20 protein-coding genes are annotated in these 14,051 nt (G+C 59.3%); 10 read left to right on the forward strand and 10 right to left on the reverse strand.

Annotated elements, in window-relative coordinates:
- Positions 1-20: 20 nt before the first annotated feature.
- Positions 21-476, forward strand: coding sequence for a GFA family protein (locus tag ACW9UO_RS07510; RefSeq protein WP_457088345.1), 456 nt, complete (start codon positions 21-23; stop codon positions 474-476).
- Here ACW9UO_RS07510 and ACW9UO_RS07515 read toward each other — a convergent pair.
- Complete coding sequence (locus ACW9UO_RS07515; RefSeq protein WP_457088346.1) at positions 473-919, reverse strand: MarR family winged helix-turn-helix transcriptional regulator; 447 nt, start codon at positions 917-919, stop codon at positions 473-475. The two genes, ACW9UO_RS07510 and ACW9UO_RS07515, sit on opposite strands and share 4 nt — an antisense overlap.
- A gap of 149 nt (positions 920-1,068) precedes the next feature.
- Between ACW9UO_RS07515 and hmgA the strand changes: the two genes are divergently transcribed.
- The 7 genes from hmgA to ACW9UO_RS07550 all read left to right on the forward strand — a co-directional run bounded on the left by hmgA (position 1,069) and on the right by ACW9UO_RS07550 (position 7,422).
- The gene (gene hmgA, locus ACW9UO_RS07520) at positions 1,069-2,355 is read left to right on the forward strand and encodes a homogentisate 1,2-dioxygenase (protein WP_457088621.1); all 1,287 of its coding nucleotides are present in this window, start codon (positions 1,069-1,071) and stop codon (positions 2,353-2,355) included.
- Between the two features lie 99 nt (positions 2,356-2,454).
- Entirely contained in the window at positions 2,455-2,823 is a 369-nt protein-coding gene (locus tag ACW9UO_RS07525) for a DUF1428 domain-containing protein (protein WP_457088347.1), read from the forward strand.
- Complete coding sequence (gene maiA / locus ACW9UO_RS07530) at positions 2,820-3,452, forward strand: maleylacetoacetate isomerase (protein WP_457088348.1); 633 nt, start codon at positions 2,820-2,822, stop codon at positions 3,450-3,452. Before ACW9UO_RS07525 ends, maiA begins: the two co-directional genes overlap by 4 nt.
- A gap of 48 nt (positions 3,453-3,500) precedes the next feature.
- Positions 3,501-4,757, forward strand: a complete 1,257-nt coding sequence (gene fahA, locus ACW9UO_RS07535; protein ID WP_457088349.1) for a fumarylacetoacetase — start codon at positions 3,501-3,503, stop codon at positions 4,755-4,757.
- A 67-nt stretch (positions 4,758-4,824) separates the two neighbouring features.
- The gene (locus ACW9UO_RS07540; protein ID WP_457088350.1) at positions 4,825-5,775 is read left to right on the forward strand and encodes an MBL fold metallo-hydrolase; all 951 of its coding nucleotides are present in this window, start codon (positions 4,825-4,827) and stop codon (positions 5,773-5,775) included.
- Positions 5,776-5,866: 91 nt separating this feature from the next.
- The gene (locus ACW9UO_RS07545) at positions 5,867-6,739 is read left to right on the forward strand and encodes a TIGR01459 family HAD-type hydrolase (RefSeq protein WP_457088351.1); all 873 of its coding nucleotides are present in this window, start codon (positions 5,867-5,869) and stop codon (positions 6,737-6,739) included.
- Positions 6,740-6,978: 239 nt separating this feature from the next.
- Positions 6,979-7,422: a MaoC family dehydratase gene (locus tag ACW9UO_RS07550; RefSeq protein ID WP_457088352.1), complete on the forward strand. Its 444-nt coding sequence runs from the start codon at positions 6,979-6,981 to the stop codon at positions 7,420-7,422.
- Between the two features lie 769 nt (positions 7,423-8,191).
- Here the strand turns inward: ACW9UO_RS07550 and rplP are convergent.
- The 6 genes from rplP to ACW9UO_RS07580 all read right to left on the reverse strand — a co-directional run bounded on the left by rplP (position 8,192) and on the right by ACW9UO_RS07580 (position 11,522).
- The gene (gene rplP, locus ACW9UO_RS07555) at positions 8,192-8,605 is read right to left on the reverse strand and encodes a 50S ribosomal protein L16 (RefSeq protein WP_457088353.1); all 414 of its coding nucleotides are present in this window, start codon (positions 8,603-8,605) and stop codon (positions 8,192-8,194) included.
- A gap of 13 nt (positions 8,606-8,618) precedes the next feature.
- On the reverse strand, positions 8,619-9,326 hold the full coding sequence (gene rpsC / locus ACW9UO_RS07560; RefSeq protein ID WP_457088354.1) for a 30S ribosomal protein S3: 708 nt from the start codon (positions 9,324-9,326) through the stop codon (positions 8,619-8,621).
- Positions 9,326-9,706 (reverse strand): 50S ribosomal protein L22, encoded by a 381-nt coding sequence (gene rplV, locus ACW9UO_RS07565; protein WP_457088355.1) that lies wholly within the window; start codon positions 9,704-9,706, stop codon positions 9,326-9,328. Before rplV ends, rpsC begins: the two co-directional genes overlap by 1 nt.
- Positions 9,707-9,709: 3 nt before the next feature.
- Positions 9,710-9,988: a 30S ribosomal protein S19 gene (gene rpsS, locus ACW9UO_RS07570; RefSeq protein ID WP_457088356.1), complete on the reverse strand. Its 279-nt coding sequence runs from the start codon at positions 9,986-9,988 to the stop codon at positions 9,710-9,712.
- Between the two features lie 3 nt (positions 9,989-9,991).
- Positions 9,992-10,834 carry a 50S ribosomal protein L2 gene (gene rplB, locus ACW9UO_RS07575; protein ID WP_457088357.1) on the reverse strand — a complete coding sequence of 281 codons (843 nt, stop codon included), beginning with the start codon at positions 10,832-10,834 and terminating at the stop codon, positions 9,992-9,994.
- Between the two features lie 217 nt (positions 10,835-11,051).
- Complete coding sequence (locus ACW9UO_RS07580) at positions 11,052-11,522, reverse strand: hypothetical protein (protein ID WP_457088358.1); 471 nt, start codon at positions 11,520-11,522, stop codon at positions 11,052-11,054.
- Positions 11,523-11,684: 162 nt separating this feature from the next.
- Between ACW9UO_RS07580 and ACW9UO_RS07585 the strand changes: the two genes are divergently transcribed.
- Both ACW9UO_RS07585 and ACW9UO_RS07590 read left to right on the forward strand, forming a co-directional pair.
- Positions 11,685-11,930, forward strand: a complete 246-nt coding sequence (locus ACW9UO_RS07585; RefSeq protein ID WP_457088359.1) for a type II toxin-antitoxin system ParD family antitoxin — start codon at positions 11,685-11,687, stop codon at positions 11,928-11,930.
- Positions 11,917-12,231, forward strand: a complete 315-nt coding sequence (locus ACW9UO_RS07590) for a type II toxin-antitoxin system RelE/ParE family toxin (protein ID WP_457088360.1) — start codon at positions 11,917-11,919, stop codon at positions 12,229-12,231. Before ACW9UO_RS07585 ends, ACW9UO_RS07590 begins: the two co-directional genes overlap by 14 nt.
- 68 nt (positions 12,232-12,299) lie before the next feature.
- On the opposite strand, the gene ACW9UO_RS07595 is transcribed toward ACW9UO_RS07590, so the two are convergent.
- From ACW9UO_RS07595 to rplC, 3 genes are read right to left on the reverse strand one after another with little or no spacing between them, the layout of a single operon-like run.
- Positions 12,300-12,596 (reverse strand): 50S ribosomal protein L23, encoded by a 297-nt coding sequence (locus ACW9UO_RS07595; protein ID WP_457088361.1) that lies wholly within the window; start codon positions 12,594-12,596, stop codon positions 12,300-12,302.
- Positions 12,593-13,210 (reverse strand): 50S ribosomal protein L4, encoded by a 618-nt coding sequence (gene rplD / locus ACW9UO_RS07600; protein ID WP_457088362.1) that lies wholly within the window; start codon positions 13,208-13,210, stop codon positions 12,593-12,595. The genes ACW9UO_RS07595 and rplD overlap by 4 nt, the downstream gene beginning before the upstream one ends.
- A complete protein-coding gene (gene rplC / locus ACW9UO_RS07605) occupies positions 13,207-14,049 on the reverse strand; it encodes a 50S ribosomal protein L3 (protein ID WP_457088622.1) in 843 nt (280 codons plus the stop codon). Before rplC ends, rplD begins: the two co-directional genes overlap by 4 nt.
- Between the last annotated feature and the right edge of the window lie 2 nt (positions 14,050-14,051).

The raw sequence follows: 14,051 nt of genomic DNA on the forward strand, positions 1-14,051 counted from the left end.
GCCAAGGCTACCCTCCGGCCATGACCGACGCCAGCGATATTGAACCGACCAAGATCGAAACCGGCCACAGCGGCGCCTGCCACTGCGGCACCGTGCGGTTTCGTGTCACACTCGCGCCCGAAGGCCGCGCCAGCGCCAGCCGCTGCAATTGCTCGTTCTGTGCGATGCGCGGCGCGGTGGCGCTGACGGCACCAGCGGGCGGCCTACGCTTCCTCACCGGGCAGGACAACCTCACGCTGTATCAATTCGGCAGCCACACCGCGAAGCACTATTTCTGCGCCACCTGCGGCATCTACACCCATCACGAACGCCGATTCCCACAGGGCGAGCTTGGCATCAACGCCGCCTGCCTCACCGGCCTCAGCCCGTTTGATTTTACCGAAGTGGTGGTACATGACGGCACCGCGCATCCGTCTGACACCGGCGGCGAGGAACGTGACGCTGGTGTGTTGCGCTTTACCCCCGCAGACCGCTAGCCAAGCCGTTCGACCCCCGCCAGATGGGTCAGCACCCGGCGCAGCACCGCCACCTCCTCGGGCTGCAAATCCGCCACCAGAGCCGCATCATAGCGCCGGGCGACATCATACAAGTCGCGGTAGGCCGCCTGCCCCGCCGCCGTCAGCATCAGATGCTCGACCCGCCGATCCGCCGCATCCTCTTGCCTTGACAGAAACCGCCGCGCCTCAAGGCTGGCCACCGCGCGGCTGATCTTGGTCTTGTGCACCTTGGCCACCCGCCCAATATCGCGCGCCGTCATCCGGCCATACAGCCCGAGGTGGAACAGCACCCGCCAATCAGTGCGCAGCATGCCGTAGCGATCCTTGTAGATCTGCTGAAAGCCAGTCGAAGACACCTCAGCCGCCTGATTGAGCAGATACGGCAGGAATAGCTGCAAATCGAAGTCATCTTTTTCTGTCATGGGGCTGCGTTAACCGTTGTTAGTTACAAAAACAACTATTATCTCTCACGGCAACTGGAGGATGCGAGATGAAAGATTTACCACAAGCCGCCCCAAACGCCGCCCCGCTGACCCAAGACCAAACGCCGGTTGGCACGCTCCCCGGCTATATGCCCGGTTTCGGCAATGATTTCGAAACCGAAGCTCTGCCCGGCGCGCTGCCGCAAGGCATGAACAGCCCGCAAAAGTGCAATTATGGCCTTTATGGCGAGCAACTTTCCGGCACCGCCTTCACCGATGTGCGCCCTGAACGGACCTGGTGTTATCGCATCCGACCTTCCGTCAAACACTCGCACCGCTATACCAAGATTGACCTGCCGCAGTGGCACAGCGCGCCCCATATCAACCCGGATGTGACCAGCCTTGGCCAATACCGCTGGGATCCGCTGCCGATGAGTGACACGCCGCTGACCTGGCTGACCGGCATGCGCACGATGACGACGGCGGGCGATGTGAACACCCAGATCGGCATGGCGAGCCATATCTATCTGGTGACCCGGTCGATGGAAGACGCCTACTTTTATTCCGCCGACAGCGAGCTTTTGGTGGTGGCGCAACAAGGCAAGCTGCGCTTTGCCACCGAGCTGGGAATCATCGATCTGGAACCCGGCGAAATCGCGATTATTCCGCGCGGTTTGGTCTACCGGGTCGAGGTGCTTGACGGGCCGTGCCGTGGCTTTGTCTGCGAAAACTATGGCCAAAAATTCGAGCTTCCGGGCCGTGGCCCGATCGGGGCCAACTGCATGGCCAACCCGCGTGATTTCAAGGCCCCGGTGGCGGCGTTTGAAGACCGCGAGGTGCCCTCGACCCTGACAATCAAGTGGTGCGGCCAGTTCCACGAGACGCAGATTGCGCAAAGCCCGCTCGACGTGGTGGCCTGGCATGGCAATTACGCGCCCTACAAATACAATCTCAGCACATATTGCCCGGTCGGCGCGATCCTGTTCGACCACCCCGATCCGTCGATCTTTACCGTGCTGACCGCGCCGTCGGGCACGCCGGGCACCGCGAATATCGATTTCGTGCTGTTCCGCGAACGCTGGATGGTGGCGGAAGACACCTTTCGCCCGCCGTGGTATCACAAGAACATCATGTCGGAATTGATGGGCAATATTTACGGCCAATACGATGCAAAACCGAAAGGCTTTGTGCCCGGCGGCATGTCTTTGCACAACATGATGCTGCCGCATGGGCCGGATCGGAACGCCTTTGAAGGCGCGTCGAATGCGGAGCTGAAGGCCGAAAAGCTCGACAATACGATGTCCTTCATGTTCGAGACCCGGTTCCCGCAGCACTTGACTGAATTTGCCGCGAAAGAGGCTCCGTTGCAGGACGATTACATCGACTGCTGGACCTCGCTTGAGAAGAAATTCGACGGCACGCCGGGGAAGAAATGAGCGGCGCGGCGCTGAAACTGCTGGTGATCCTGCCGGTTCTGGCCGGGTTTGTGCTGTTGGTGGTCGCGGTGCAGCGCCGCAATCGCAACGAACGCAACCGTGACGAGGGATAACGCGATGTATGTCGAAGGCTTGGTGATCCCGGTCAAACAGACCCGCCTTGCGGAGTATGAAACGTGGTCGACCGACATGGCGCAGGTGTTTCTCGACCACGGCGCAACCCGCGTTGTCGATTGCGTTGGCGAGGGGTTGGCACAGGGCGAGGTGACTTCGTTCCCCCGCGCGGTGCAGTTGCAGGACGATGAAGTGGCGGTGTTTTCGTGGATGGAATTCCCCGACAAGGCCACCCGCGACACCTGTATGAAAACCGCGTTTGACGACCCGCGCATGGGCAGCACCACCGAAATGCCAATGGATGGCAAGCGTATGATATTTGGCAGCTTTCGGGCGCTGGTAGACCGCTCATGAAGCTTTATTCCTTCTGGCGTTCGACCACCTCGTTCCGGGTGCGCGCGGCGCTGAACCTCAAGGGTATCGACTATGAAATCGCCCCGGTCGACCTCATCGCCGGGGACCAGCGCGCGCCGGAGTATGCCACGCTCAACCCCGGCCAAGGCGTGCCGTCGCTGGTGCTTAACGATGGCACTGTGCTGACCCAAAGCCTTGCCATTCTCGACTATCTTGAGGCGGTTTACCCCGAGCCGCCGCTGCTGCCGACAGATCCGGTGGCCTGCGCCAAGGTCCGCGCTGCGGCGCATCAAATCGCGCTGGATATCCATCCGGTCAACAACCTCAAGGTGGTCAACCATTTCAAAACCTTCGGGCCAAGCCAGGACGACGCCGTAGCGTGGATGCTGCATTGGATGTCCGAGGGCTTTACCGCTTTTGCCCAGATGATCCGCCCCGACACGCCCTTCTGCTTTGGCGCGACGCCGGGCCTTGCCGATCTTTGCCTCGTGGCGCAGATGTACAACGCCCGGCGCTGGGGGGTCGACCTTGCCCCATTTGGCCGGCTGGTCGAGATTGACGCCCGCTGCCAAGAAATCAACGCCTTCTCCCGCGCCATGCCCGAGGCGCAACCCGACGCCCCGAAATGACCGCTGCCCGCACGGTTGCCCGCACGACTGAATAGCAAAGGAAGACACATGCCCCTGATGAAAAGCTGGGTCGACAGCGCCAATGCGCCCGACACGCCCTTCCCCCTCAACAACCTGCCGTATGGCGTTTTTTCTGTCGGCGACGAAGACCCGCGCTGTGGTGTGGCCATCGGCGACAAGATCCTCGATTGTCAGGCGGCAGAAGACCTTGGGCTGCTGGATTTCGACACCGCCGCGCTGTTTGATGTGCCGTTCTGGAACGAGGTGATGGAGGAAGGCCCCGCGCTTTGGGAACGGCTGCGCAACACCCTGACTGGCCTTTTGGCCGAGGGCAGCGAAGCCCGTCCCAGCGTCGAGCCGCTGCTGGTGGACCGGGCCAAGGCAGACATGCACCTGCCGTTCCTTGTCAGCGAATACACCGACTTTTACGCCGGGCGGCACCACGCCACCAACGTCGGCACAATGTTTCGCGGGGCTGAAAACGCCCTGCCGCCGAACTGGCTGCACATCCCGATTGGCTACAACGGTCGCGCCTCTTCGATCGTGGTCTCGGGCACGCCGGTGCGCCGCCCTTGGGGCCAGTTGAAAGGCCCGAACGATGATGCGCCGCGCTTTGCCCCCTGCGCCCGCTTCGACCTTGAGTTGGAGATGGGCGCGATTGTTGGCCAGTCGTCCAACGGGCCGGTGACGGTCAAGGAAGCGGACGCGATGATCTTTGGCTACGTCCTGCTGAACGACTGGTCAGCGCGTGACATTCAGGCGTGGGAATACCAACCGCTCGGCCCGTTTCAGGCCAAGGCGACCGCCACCACGATCAGCCCGTGGATCGTGACCAGCGCGGCGCTGTCGCCGTTTCGCTGTGACACCCCCGCCCGCGAGGTCGAGCTACTGCCGCATCTGCGCGACGCTGGGCCGATGCTGTATAACATCGACCTGTCGGTCACGCTGGCGCCCGAGGGCAAAGACGCCACCACCATCACCCGCACCAATTACAATGCGATGTATTATTCCGCCGCGCAGCAATTGGCGCATCACACCACCAGCGGCTGTCCGATGACCCCCGGCGATCTGTTGGGGTCGGGCACGATCTCTGGCCCGGAAAAGCCCGAACGCGGCTCACTGCTTGAGCTGAGCTGGGGCGGCAAGGAGCCGCTGACCCTCGACACCGGCGAAGAGCGCAGCTTTCTCGAAGACGGCGATACGCTCACCCTGCACGGCGCGGCGCACGGCGACGGCTATCAGATCGGCTTCGGTGCCTGCTCTGGCACGCTGCTGCCTGCGCTAACCGATCCCTACGCGCGCTAAGCCCTCCCGGCACCTGCCCACACTCTCCAACGCCGACACCGGCGCATTCGACAAAAGGACCAGACATATGGCCAAAGCCTTCGCCTCTCAGGGTGACATGTCAGAAAAGAACATTTCCTTCACCGAAGTTGGCGAGGGGCTTTATGCCTTTACCGCCGAGGGCGACCCCAATTCCGGCGTCATCATCGGCGATGACAGCGTGATGATCGTCGAGGCGCAGGCCACGCCCCGGCTGGCGAACAAGGTGATCGATTGCGTCCGTACGGTGACAGACAAGCCGATCAGCCACGTCGTGCTCACCCATTATCACGCGGTGCGGGTGCTGGGCGCGTCGGCCTTTGGCGCCAATCAGATCATCATGTCCGACACCGCCCGCGCGATGGTGGTGGAACGTGGGCAGGAAGATTGGGACAGCGAATTCCAACGCTTCCCGCGCCTGTTTGAGGGGCATGAAAGCATCCCCGGCCTGACCTGGCCCACCACGACGTTTTCCGATGGCATGACCGTTTACCTTGGCAATCGCCGCGTCGATATTCGCCACTTGGGCCGCGCCCATACCGCCGGTGACGCGGTGATTCATGTGCCGGATCAGAACGTTATGTTCACCGGTGACATCGTTGAATACCACTCGGCCTGTTATTGCGGCGATGGCCATTTTGGCGACTGGGGCCGTACGCTGGACGCGATCAAAGCCTATGACGTTGACGCTATCGCACCCGGCCGGGGCGATGCCCTGATCGGCCGCGAGATGGTGAACGCAGCGATTGAGAACACCCGCGATTTCGTCGGCAGCACCTATCGTCCGGCAGCGCGTGTTGCGGCGCGGGGTGGCAGCCTCAAGGAAGCCTGGGACGCGGTGCGCGCCGAATGTGATCCCAAGTTCGCCGACTATGCGATCTATGAGCATTGCCTGCCGTTCAACGTTGCCCGCGCCTATGACGAGGCCCGCGGCCTCGATACCCCGCGCATCTGGACGGCGCAGCGCGACGTTGAGATGTGGGAGGCGTTGCAGAGCTGATCGGCTCTCTGCGCGCGTTACAATGGCAGCGGGGCTGGAAGCAGCCCCGTACTTGCCCTAAGTCTTGGGTAACCCTGCAAATGAGGCCCCCATGACCCAGATCATCCAGTCCCTGTCCGAGATTTCCGACCGCTACGACGCCGCCTTTGTCGACCTTTGGGGCTGCGTCCACAACGGGATCACCGCCTTCCCCGACGCCGTCGCCGCCTTGCAAGGCTTTCGCGCCCGGGGCGGCACCGTCGTTTTGCTGACCAACGCCCCCCGCCCGCGCGATGAGGTGGCCGACCAACTGCGTGCCTTTAACGTGCCCGATGACGCCTGGGACACCATTGCCACCAGCGGCGACAGCGCCCGCGCGGCCATGTTCACCGGCGCGGTGGGCAAAAAGGTGTTTCACATCGGTGCGCCGTCTGACGAACGCTTCTTTGGGCCGCTGCAATTGATCAACGACCCGGTCGAGATTGAACGCGTGTCGCTGCACGAGGCCGAGGGCATCGTCTGCACCGGTCCGTTTGATGCCCAGGCCGAGCCGTCAGTTCTGCGGCCCGAACTGCTGTTGGCCAAACAAAAAGACCTGCCGTTGCTCTGCGCCAACCCCGATATCGTGGTTGACCGGGGCGAAACTCGCGAATATTGCGCCGGGGCGATTGCGGCGCTGTATACCGAAATGGGTGGCCGCAGCCTGTATTTCGGCAAGCCGCATCCGCCGGTCTATGACCTCGCGCGCCGCCGTCTGGCCGAGATTCGCCCCGGCGTGGGCGATGCCGCGATCCTCGCGATTGGCGACGGGCCGCATACCGATATTGACGGAGCGATGGGCGAAGACATCGACAGCCTGTTCATCTCGGGCGGTCTGGCCGCCGAAGAGACCCGCACCAAAGAGCAACCCGAGCCGGAAGCGCTGAAAGCCTATCTGGCGCAGGAACAGATCAGCCCAAGCTACACCATCGGCTTTCTGCGCTAGAGCAAACTGCGCAAACACCTGAAAAGCAAAGCCCTCGACGCATCCGCGACGGGGGCTTTTGCTGTTTTAGTCCCCACAACTCCAACGAGACCCACTGTCCACAGGCCCCACAGACTGCGACCAAAGGCGCGGTTTGGCGGAAAATGCTTGAAATTTCTGCAGTCGCAAAGTAATAAAGTTACCAATAGTCACGCAAAGCTACGCACTTATTACTCGAAGGCCGTGCAATGGAGCCCCAGATGTTCGACAATATGCCCCGCGGAACGATCTGCATCGAAGATATCGAAATGGGAATGACCCGGTACATCCGCAAGCAGGTCACTGACCGTGACATCGAAATGTTTGCCGAGATCTCGACCGACCGCAACCCGGTGCATTTGGACGACGACTATGCGCAGGACACGATCTTTGAGGGCCGTATCGCGCATGGCATGCTCACCGCTGGGCTGATCTCTGCGGTGATCGGTGAACAGCTCCCGGGCCACGGCACGGTGTACATGGGGCAAACGTTGAAGTTCCTCGCCCCGGTGCGGCCCGGTGATATGGTTTACGCCGAGGTCAAGGTGACCGACATCGACCACGCCAAACGCCGGGTGACGCTGGAGTGCCATTGCGCGGTCGATGGTAAGAAGGTGCTGATCGGTGAGGCCAAGGTTCTGGCACCGTCGCGGAAGTTCGACTGAGGCGCAGGATATCTTGATGGACGTCGGCTTCGAGCCGAAATCGAACACGTCTAATCGCCGATAGCCCCGAGAACTTTTTTGCACTCAGACACAAACCAACTGACCTGATTCTTGCGATCCTCGGAATGTCGCACCGAATTATCTTCGTATCGTTCAGCAGCGGCGTACGCGTCGCTTTCGTTGCCCCCCACTGCGCGTATCAAGACCATATTGAGAACACGAATGTCTCCCTGGTCCCAACCCTCTTGGCCATCCAAGAGACATTGCTCCCCAAGTGCTAAATAGTCCGCCCATGCGAGCGCCTGCCCACGGTCAGCCAAAACTGTCCCAGCTGACAAGCACATAGTTACTGCCATTAGAAATGCTTCTATTAAACGCAATCATCAGCCCCTCCCGATTTCTTTCATATTCCGCAAGAAACATTTGAGCATAATTCCTATGCAAATCAGCTCAGCCTCATACGTAGACCCATTTTTAGGCCCCATGCAACTTCCGTGGCGGTGTACTGTCCCTGCAATCGATACATAATCGACCAAGTATAAGGCAAGTTTTATCCGAAGATTGCTTTTGCACCTATATCGTAAAAACCTCAAATTCACAGGTCGTGAAAAGCGTCGAAAACTGCCAATGATGGAAATGGGGAACGGTCTATTTCGCAGTACTACACATCCCGTTTACCTGCTGAATACTCGAAAAAATAAAAGCCCCCGCCGATTGCTCGACGGGGGCTTTGGTCCGTAGGGTGGGTTTTGCAACCCACCGCCACGTTTTACCAGTCTTCGCGAACCACGACGCGAGTCTTGATCGGCAGCTTCATCGCAGCAAGACGCAGCGCTTCACGCGCGATGTCTTCGTTGACGCCATCGATTTCGAACATCACGCGGCCGGGTTTGACCTTGGCGGCCCAATAATCCACGGAACCTTTACCTTTACCCATCCGAACTTCGGTGGGTTTGGAGGTGACAGGTGTGTCCGGGAAAATACGGATCCAGACACGGCCCTGACGTTTCATGTGACGGGTCATGGCACGACGTGCAGCTTCGATCTGGCGTGCAGTCACACGCTCAGGCTGAAGCGCCTTAAGGCCATAAGTGCCAAAGTTCAGGTCGCTACCGCCTTTTGCTTCGCCGGAAATCCGGCCCTTGTGCATCTTGCGGAATTTGGTGCGTTTGGGTTGTAGCATTGGTTACTCTCCCTTAGCGACGGCCACCGGCACCACGAGGGGCCGGACCGTCCTGGAGTTCCTGTGCCTTGCGGTCACGCGCTTGCGGGTCATGCTCGAGGATCTCACCTTTGAAGATCCAGACCTTGATCCCGATGATGCCGTAGGCGGTCATGGCCTCGACATGTGCGTGGTCGATATCGGCCCGCAGGGTGTGAAGAGGCACGCGACCTTCGCGGTACCATTCGGTCCGGGCGATCTCGGCACCGCCTAGGCGGCCCGCGACGTTGACCCGGATACCCAGGGCCCCCATGCGCATGGCGTTCTGAACGGCACGTTTCATCGCACGGCGGAAGGACACACGACGCTCGAGCTGTTGGGAGATGCTTTCGCCAACGAGGCGGGCATCAAGCTCGGGCTTGCGCACTTCAACGATGTTGAGGTGCAGTTCGCTGTCGGTCATCGAGGCGATTTTCTTGCGCAGACCTTCGATGTCTGCACCTTTCTTGCCGATGATGACACCAGGACGGGCGGTGTGGATCGTCACGCGGCACTTTTTGTGCGGACGCTCGATGATCACACGGGAGATACCCGCCTGTTTGCACTCTTCGTGGATGAAATCGCGGATTGCGAGGTCTTCCAGCAGCAGATCACCATAGTCTTTGGTGTCAGCGTACCAGCGGCTGTCCCAGGTGCGGTTGACCTGAAGACGCATGCCGATCGGATTGGTTTTGTTACCCATTAGGCTTGCTCCTCGATCTGACGCACCTTGATGGTGATTTCCGAGAACGGCTTGTGAATCTTGCCGAACCGGCCACGGGCCCGAGGGCGACCGCGTTTCATGATCAGGTTCTTGCCAACATAGGCCTCGGCCACAATCAGCTCGTCCACGTCAAGACCGTGGTTGTTCTCGGCATTGGCGATGGCCGATTGGAGGCACTTACGCACATCCGCAGCAATCCGCTTTTTCGAGAACGCCAGATCGGTCAGCGCACGTTCAACCTTTTTGCCACGGATCAGACCAGCGACGAGGTTGAGTTTTTGCGGCGACGTCCGGAGCATGCGCAGTTTTGCCATTGCTTCGTTGTCGGCCACGCGGCGGGGGTTCTTTTCCTTGCCCATGACTTACTTCCGCTTCGCTTTTTTGTCGGCGGCATGGCCAAGATAGGTCCGTGTCGGCGAATATTCACCGAACTTCTGACCAATCATGTCTTCGCTGACGTTGACAGGGATATGCTTCCGGCCGTTGTACACGCCAAACGTCAGACCCACAAATTGGGGCAGGATCGTCGAGCGGCGCGACCAGATTTTGATAACTTCGTTACGACCGGATTCGCGCGACGCTTCGGCTTTTTTCAGCACGTAAGCATCGACAAAGGGGCCTTTCCAAACAGAGCGCGACATATATTAGCGACCCTTCTTCTTGGCGTGACGCGAGCGCAGGATAAGCTTCTGCGACGCCTTGTTCTTGTTGCGGGTGCGCGCACCCTTGGTCGGCTTGCCCCATGGGGTCACCGGGTGACGACCACCCGAAGTCCGGCCTTCACCACCACCGTGAGGGTGGTCGATCGGGTTCATGACGACACCACGCACAGACGGGCGGATGCCCTTGTGACGCATACGGCCGGCTTTACCGAAGTTCTGGTTGCTGTTGTCGGGGTTCGACACGGCACCAACGGTGGCCATGCATTCCTGACGCACGAGGCGCAGTTCGCCCGAGGACAAACGAACCTGAGCGTAGCCACCATCACGACCAACAAACTGGGCATAAGTGCCGGCGGCGCGTGCGATCTGGCCGCCCTTGCCGGGTTTCAGTTCGATGTTGTGAACGATGGTACCGATCGGCATGCCCGAGAAAGGCATCGCGTTGCCCGGCTTGATATCGGCCTTTTGGCTTGCAACAATCGTGTCCGCAATCGCCAGACGCTGCGGGGCAAGGATGTAGGCTTGCTCGCCGTCTTCGTACTGGACCAGCGCGATGAACGCGGTGCGGTTAGGGTCATATTCGATGCGCATTACGACGGCTTTGACGTCGAGTTTGTTGCGCTTGAAATCCACGATACGATAGAGGCGTTTTGCCCCACCACCACGGCGGCGTGATGTAATACGTCCGGTGTTGTTCCGGCCACCCGATTTCGTCAGACCCTCGGTGAGGGCTTTGACGGGGCGTCCTTTGTACAGCTCCGAACGGTCGATCAGCACCAGCCCGCGCTGGCCCGGCGTCGTCGGCTTATACGACTTAAGTGCCATGCTTTCTGTCTTCCGTTTAGCAATGCGAGGGCGTGTGTTGCGCCCCGCTATGTTTGAAGGCCCCCGTAGGTGCCCAAGTTATAGGCCCCCGTAGGTGCCCGGTTCGAAGTGCCTTGCGGCCATAACGCAAGCGCCCCAGACGAATCTGGGGCGGTGCGGATGGGGTCTGATAAGGGATGGGGGGTGTGGGGTCAAGTGAAGCCGACCGGAAAGCTGCCTATCCATTTTTCCGTAGGAATTGCTCGATCTCTAAGACGATAAAAAACATCCCGAACAAGCTGCCCAACATAACTGAAATAACATAAAACAAAACAAGGGTTAAGATCAGCTTGTATTTAAAGCGCGCAGAGCGAGAATCTAGTAGTTCAACGCCTTCCTTTTGCGGCAAGCCGACCCCCGAGAGATACCCCTCTGGAAACATCCCCCAAAGAAAAGCCATTCCGGCTCCGATTACATACGTCAAAGTTCGCGCAAAAAGTACGCAGAACAGAAACGCGATGAAACCGAAAAAAATGAGTTTTGATAAACCTCTAAAGTTGCGATCGTCGACACTATTAAAGAACTCCAATGCGCCATTTTCGAGAGAATAAGCGAGTAACAACATCAATGCGCCCAGCCTCAAAATTGCTGCGGCAAAATCTGAGCAGCGCTTCATGGAATCATGGTTTGGGGAAATGAAAACAGCCACGTCTTCTCGCAGCGGTGATCCAAAAATGAACTTTAAAATGTATATCAATTTCTTCGTCCGATGAACGCATTCATTGGAACCCTCACACGAAAAAGTCGTCATTTCAAGTTACCGGCCGCGCACCGATTTGACAAACTTTGCCATCCATTCTACCTTCCCCACATGGCCACCATGAACGTCTCCCTCCCCGATCAGATGAAAGACTGGGTCGAAGCCCGGCTGAAGGACCACGCCTTCAGCAATACCAGCGACTATGTCCGCCACCTGATCCGGCTCGACCAAGAGCGGCAACAGGCCATCGCAGAGCTTCAGTTTTTGCTGGACGAGGCAGAGGCAAGCGGCCCGCCTCAGCCGTTCGACTTCGATGCGTTCCTTGCGAAAATGCACACTAAGCATGGAGCGGATTAGCCCGCTTCCCCTCGTTATCACATCGACAGCCTTGGCCGAATTGGAGGCGATCTGGCAGTACAGCGCCCAAACCTGGGGTTTTGCGCATGCGGATCGCTATCTCTCGGATCTCAACAAGAGCTTTGCCCTGCTCTGCGACATGCCGGAAATCGCGCCCATCCGCACCGAGTTTACCAATCCCACACGGGTCTACCGTGCCGCCGAACACCTGATGTTCTATCGCGTGGAAGACGAGGCACTGCGCATTCTTCGGGTGGTCCATGCCCGGCAAAACTGGCAACGGCTTTTCGACGCCAATTGAAAAAGGCCCCACCTTTCGGCGGAGCCTCTCAAATTTCCGTAGGGTGGGTTTGCAACCCACCGCAGGGCTTACAGCCCGGTTGTCACGTCGATTGTGTTGCCCTCTTCGAGCATCACATAGGCTTTTTTCACGTCTTTACGCTTGCCGATTTGGCCTTTGAAGCGTTTGACTTTGCCTTTGGTGATCGTGGTGTTCACCGCTTTGACCTTCACACCAAACAGCGCCTCAACGGCCTCTTTGATCTGGGGTTTGGCGGCGTCGATCGCCACTTCAAAAACCACGGCACCATGTTCGGACGCCATTGTGGTTTTCTCGGTGATGATCGGCTTGCGGATCACGTCGTAATGTTCTGCTTTCGCACTCATTTCAAACGAGCCTCCAGAGCTTCGACAGCCGCTTTGGTGAGCACAAGAGTGTCACGCTTGAGGATGTCATAGACGTTTGCGCCCATCGACGGCAGGATATCCAGACCTTCGATGTTGCGCGCAGCTTGCGCGAAACCTTCGTTGATCTCTGCACCGTCGATGATCAGCGCGCGTTTCCAGCCCAGATCACGGATCTGTTTGGCCAGCGCGCTGGTTTTGCCTTCGGACGCGGCGGATTCGATCACAACCAGTTGCCCGGCTTTGGCTTTCGCCGACAGCGCGTGCATCAGGCCCAGCTTGCGGACCTTTTTGGGCAGATCGTGGCCGTGCGACCGTGGGGTCGGGCCTTTGTAAACGCCACCCCCGCGGAAGATCGGAGCCGAACGCGCGCCGTGGCGTGCGCCACCGGTGCCCTTTTGGCGATAGATCTTCTTGGTCGAATAGCTCACTTCCGAGCGCGTCTTGACCTTGTGCGTACCGGCCTGCGCGTTGTTACGCTGCCAGCGCACCACACGGTGCAGGATGTCGGCGCGCGGTTCGAGACCGAACAGGGCGTCGTCCAGCTCGACAGAACCGGCAGAGCCGCCGTCGAGATTGATTACGTCGAGTTTCATTCGTCGCCTTCCTTCTTCTCGGCTTCGATCGAGGCCTCGGCAGACTTCAGCGCTTCGGCTTCAGCAGCTGCTTGCTCTTCAGCAAGACGCTTTGCTTCGGCTTCGGCCTCTGCGGCTGCGGCGGCGGCGGCTTCGTCGGCGGCTTTGGCAGCCGCTTCAGCAGCAGATTTCAGACCCGCGGGCAGAATGGCATTGTCCGGGAACGGCTTCTTCACCGCGTCACGAACGGTCACCCAACCGCCTTTGGAGCCGGGAACGGCGCCTTTGACCATGATCAGGCCACGGTCTGCATCGGTTTTCACCACTTGCAGGTTCTGTGTGGTGACACGCACCGCACCCATGTGACCGGCCATTTTCTTGCCTTTGAAGACCTTGCCCGGATCCTGACACTGACCGGTGGAGCCGTGCGAACGGTGCGAAATCGAAACACCGTGCGACGCACGCAGACCGCCAAAGTTGTGCCGCTTCATGGCACCTTGGAAGCCTTTACCGATCGACGTGCCGGACACGTCAACGAACTGACCTTCGAAATAATGGTCGGCGGTGAGCTCTTCACCCACACCAATCATTGCATCGGGGGCAACGCGGAACTCGGCAACCTTGCGCTTGGGCGCAACATTGGCCTTCGAGAAGTGGCCGCGCATCGCTTGGCTGGTCCGCTTTGCCTTGGCTGTGCCTGCGCCAAGCTGAACGGCGGTATAGCCGTGCTCGTCCGCAGTACGTTGTGCCACGACCTGGAGGCTGTCCAGTTGCAGAACGGTTACGGGGATCTGCTTGCCATCTTCTTGAAAGAGGCGAGTCATCCCGACTTTTTTAGCGATAATACCAGAGCGCATCATGT

The sequence above is a fragment of the Marinovum sedimenti genome (assembly GCF_054052205.1).

Bases quoted from the DNA above. Each gene is read 5' to 3' on its own strand.
- hmgA (WP_457088621.1), top strand. From the start codon at position 1,069: ATGCCCGGTTTCGGCAATGATTTCGAAACCGAAGCTCTGCCCGGCGCG.
- ACW9UO_RS07540 (WP_457088350.1), top strand. From the start codon at position 4,825: ATGGCCAAAGCCTTCGCCTCTCAGGGTGACATGTCAGAAAAGAACATT.
- fahA (WP_457088349.1), top strand. From the start codon at position 3,501: ATGCCCCTGATGAAAAGCTGGGTCGACAGCGCCAATGCGCCCGACACG.
- rplD (WP_457088362.1), bottom strand. From the start codon at position 13,210: ATGAAACTCGACGTAATCAATCTCGACGGCGGCTCTGCCGGTTCTGTC.
- ACW9UO_RS07515 (WP_457088346.1), bottom strand. From the start codon at position 919: ATGACAGAAAAAGATGACTTCGATTTGCAGCTATTCCTGCCGTATCTG.
- ACW9UO_RS07585 (WP_457088359.1), top strand. From the start codon at position 11,685: ATGGCCACCATGAACGTCTCCCTCCCCGATCAGATGAAAGACTGGGTC.
- rplV (WP_457088355.1), bottom strand. From the start codon at position 9,706: ATGGGCAAGGAAAAGAACCCCCGCCGCGTGGCCGACAACGAAGCAATG.
- rplC (WP_457088622.1), bottom strand. From the start codon at position 14,049: ATGATGCGCTCTGGTATTATCGCTAAAAAAGTCGGGATGACTCGCCTC.
- ACW9UO_RS07590 (WP_457088360.1), top strand. From the start codon at position 11,917: ATGGAGCGGATTAGCCCGCTTCCCCTCGTTATCACATCGACAGCCTTG.
- ACW9UO_RS07545 (WP_457088351.1), top strand. From the start codon at position 5,867: ATGACCCAGATCATCCAGTCCCTGTCCGAGATTTCCGACCGCTACGAC.
- rplP (WP_457088353.1), bottom strand. From the start codon at position 8,605: ATGCTACAACCCAAACGCACCAAATTCCGCAAGATGCACAAGGGCCGG.
- rpsS (WP_457088356.1), bottom strand. From the start codon at position 9,988: ATGTCGCGCTCTGTTTGGAAAGGCCCCTTTGTCGATGCTTACGTGCTG.
- maiA (WP_457088348.1), top strand. From the start codon at position 2,820: ATGAAGCTTTATTCCTTCTGGCGTTCGACCACCTCGTTCCGGGTGCGC.
- ACW9UO_RS07510 (WP_457088345.1), top strand. From the start codon at position 21: ATGACCGACGCCAGCGATATTGAACCGACCAAGATCGAAACCGGCCAC.
- ACW9UO_RS07550 (WP_457088352.1), top strand. From the start codon at position 6,979: ATGTTCGACAATATGCCCCGCGGAACGATCTGCATCGAAGATATCGAA.
- rpsC (WP_457088354.1), bottom strand. From the start codon at position 9,326: ATGGGTAACAAAACCAATCCGATCGGCATGCGTCTTCAGGTCAACCGC.
- ACW9UO_RS07595 (WP_457088361.1), bottom strand. From the start codon at position 12,596: ATGAGTGCGAAAGCAGAACATTACGACGTGATCCGCAAGCCGATCATC.
- rplB (WP_457088357.1), bottom strand. From the start codon at position 10,834: ATGGCACTTAAGTCGTATAAGCCGACGACGCCGGGCCAGCGCGGGCTG.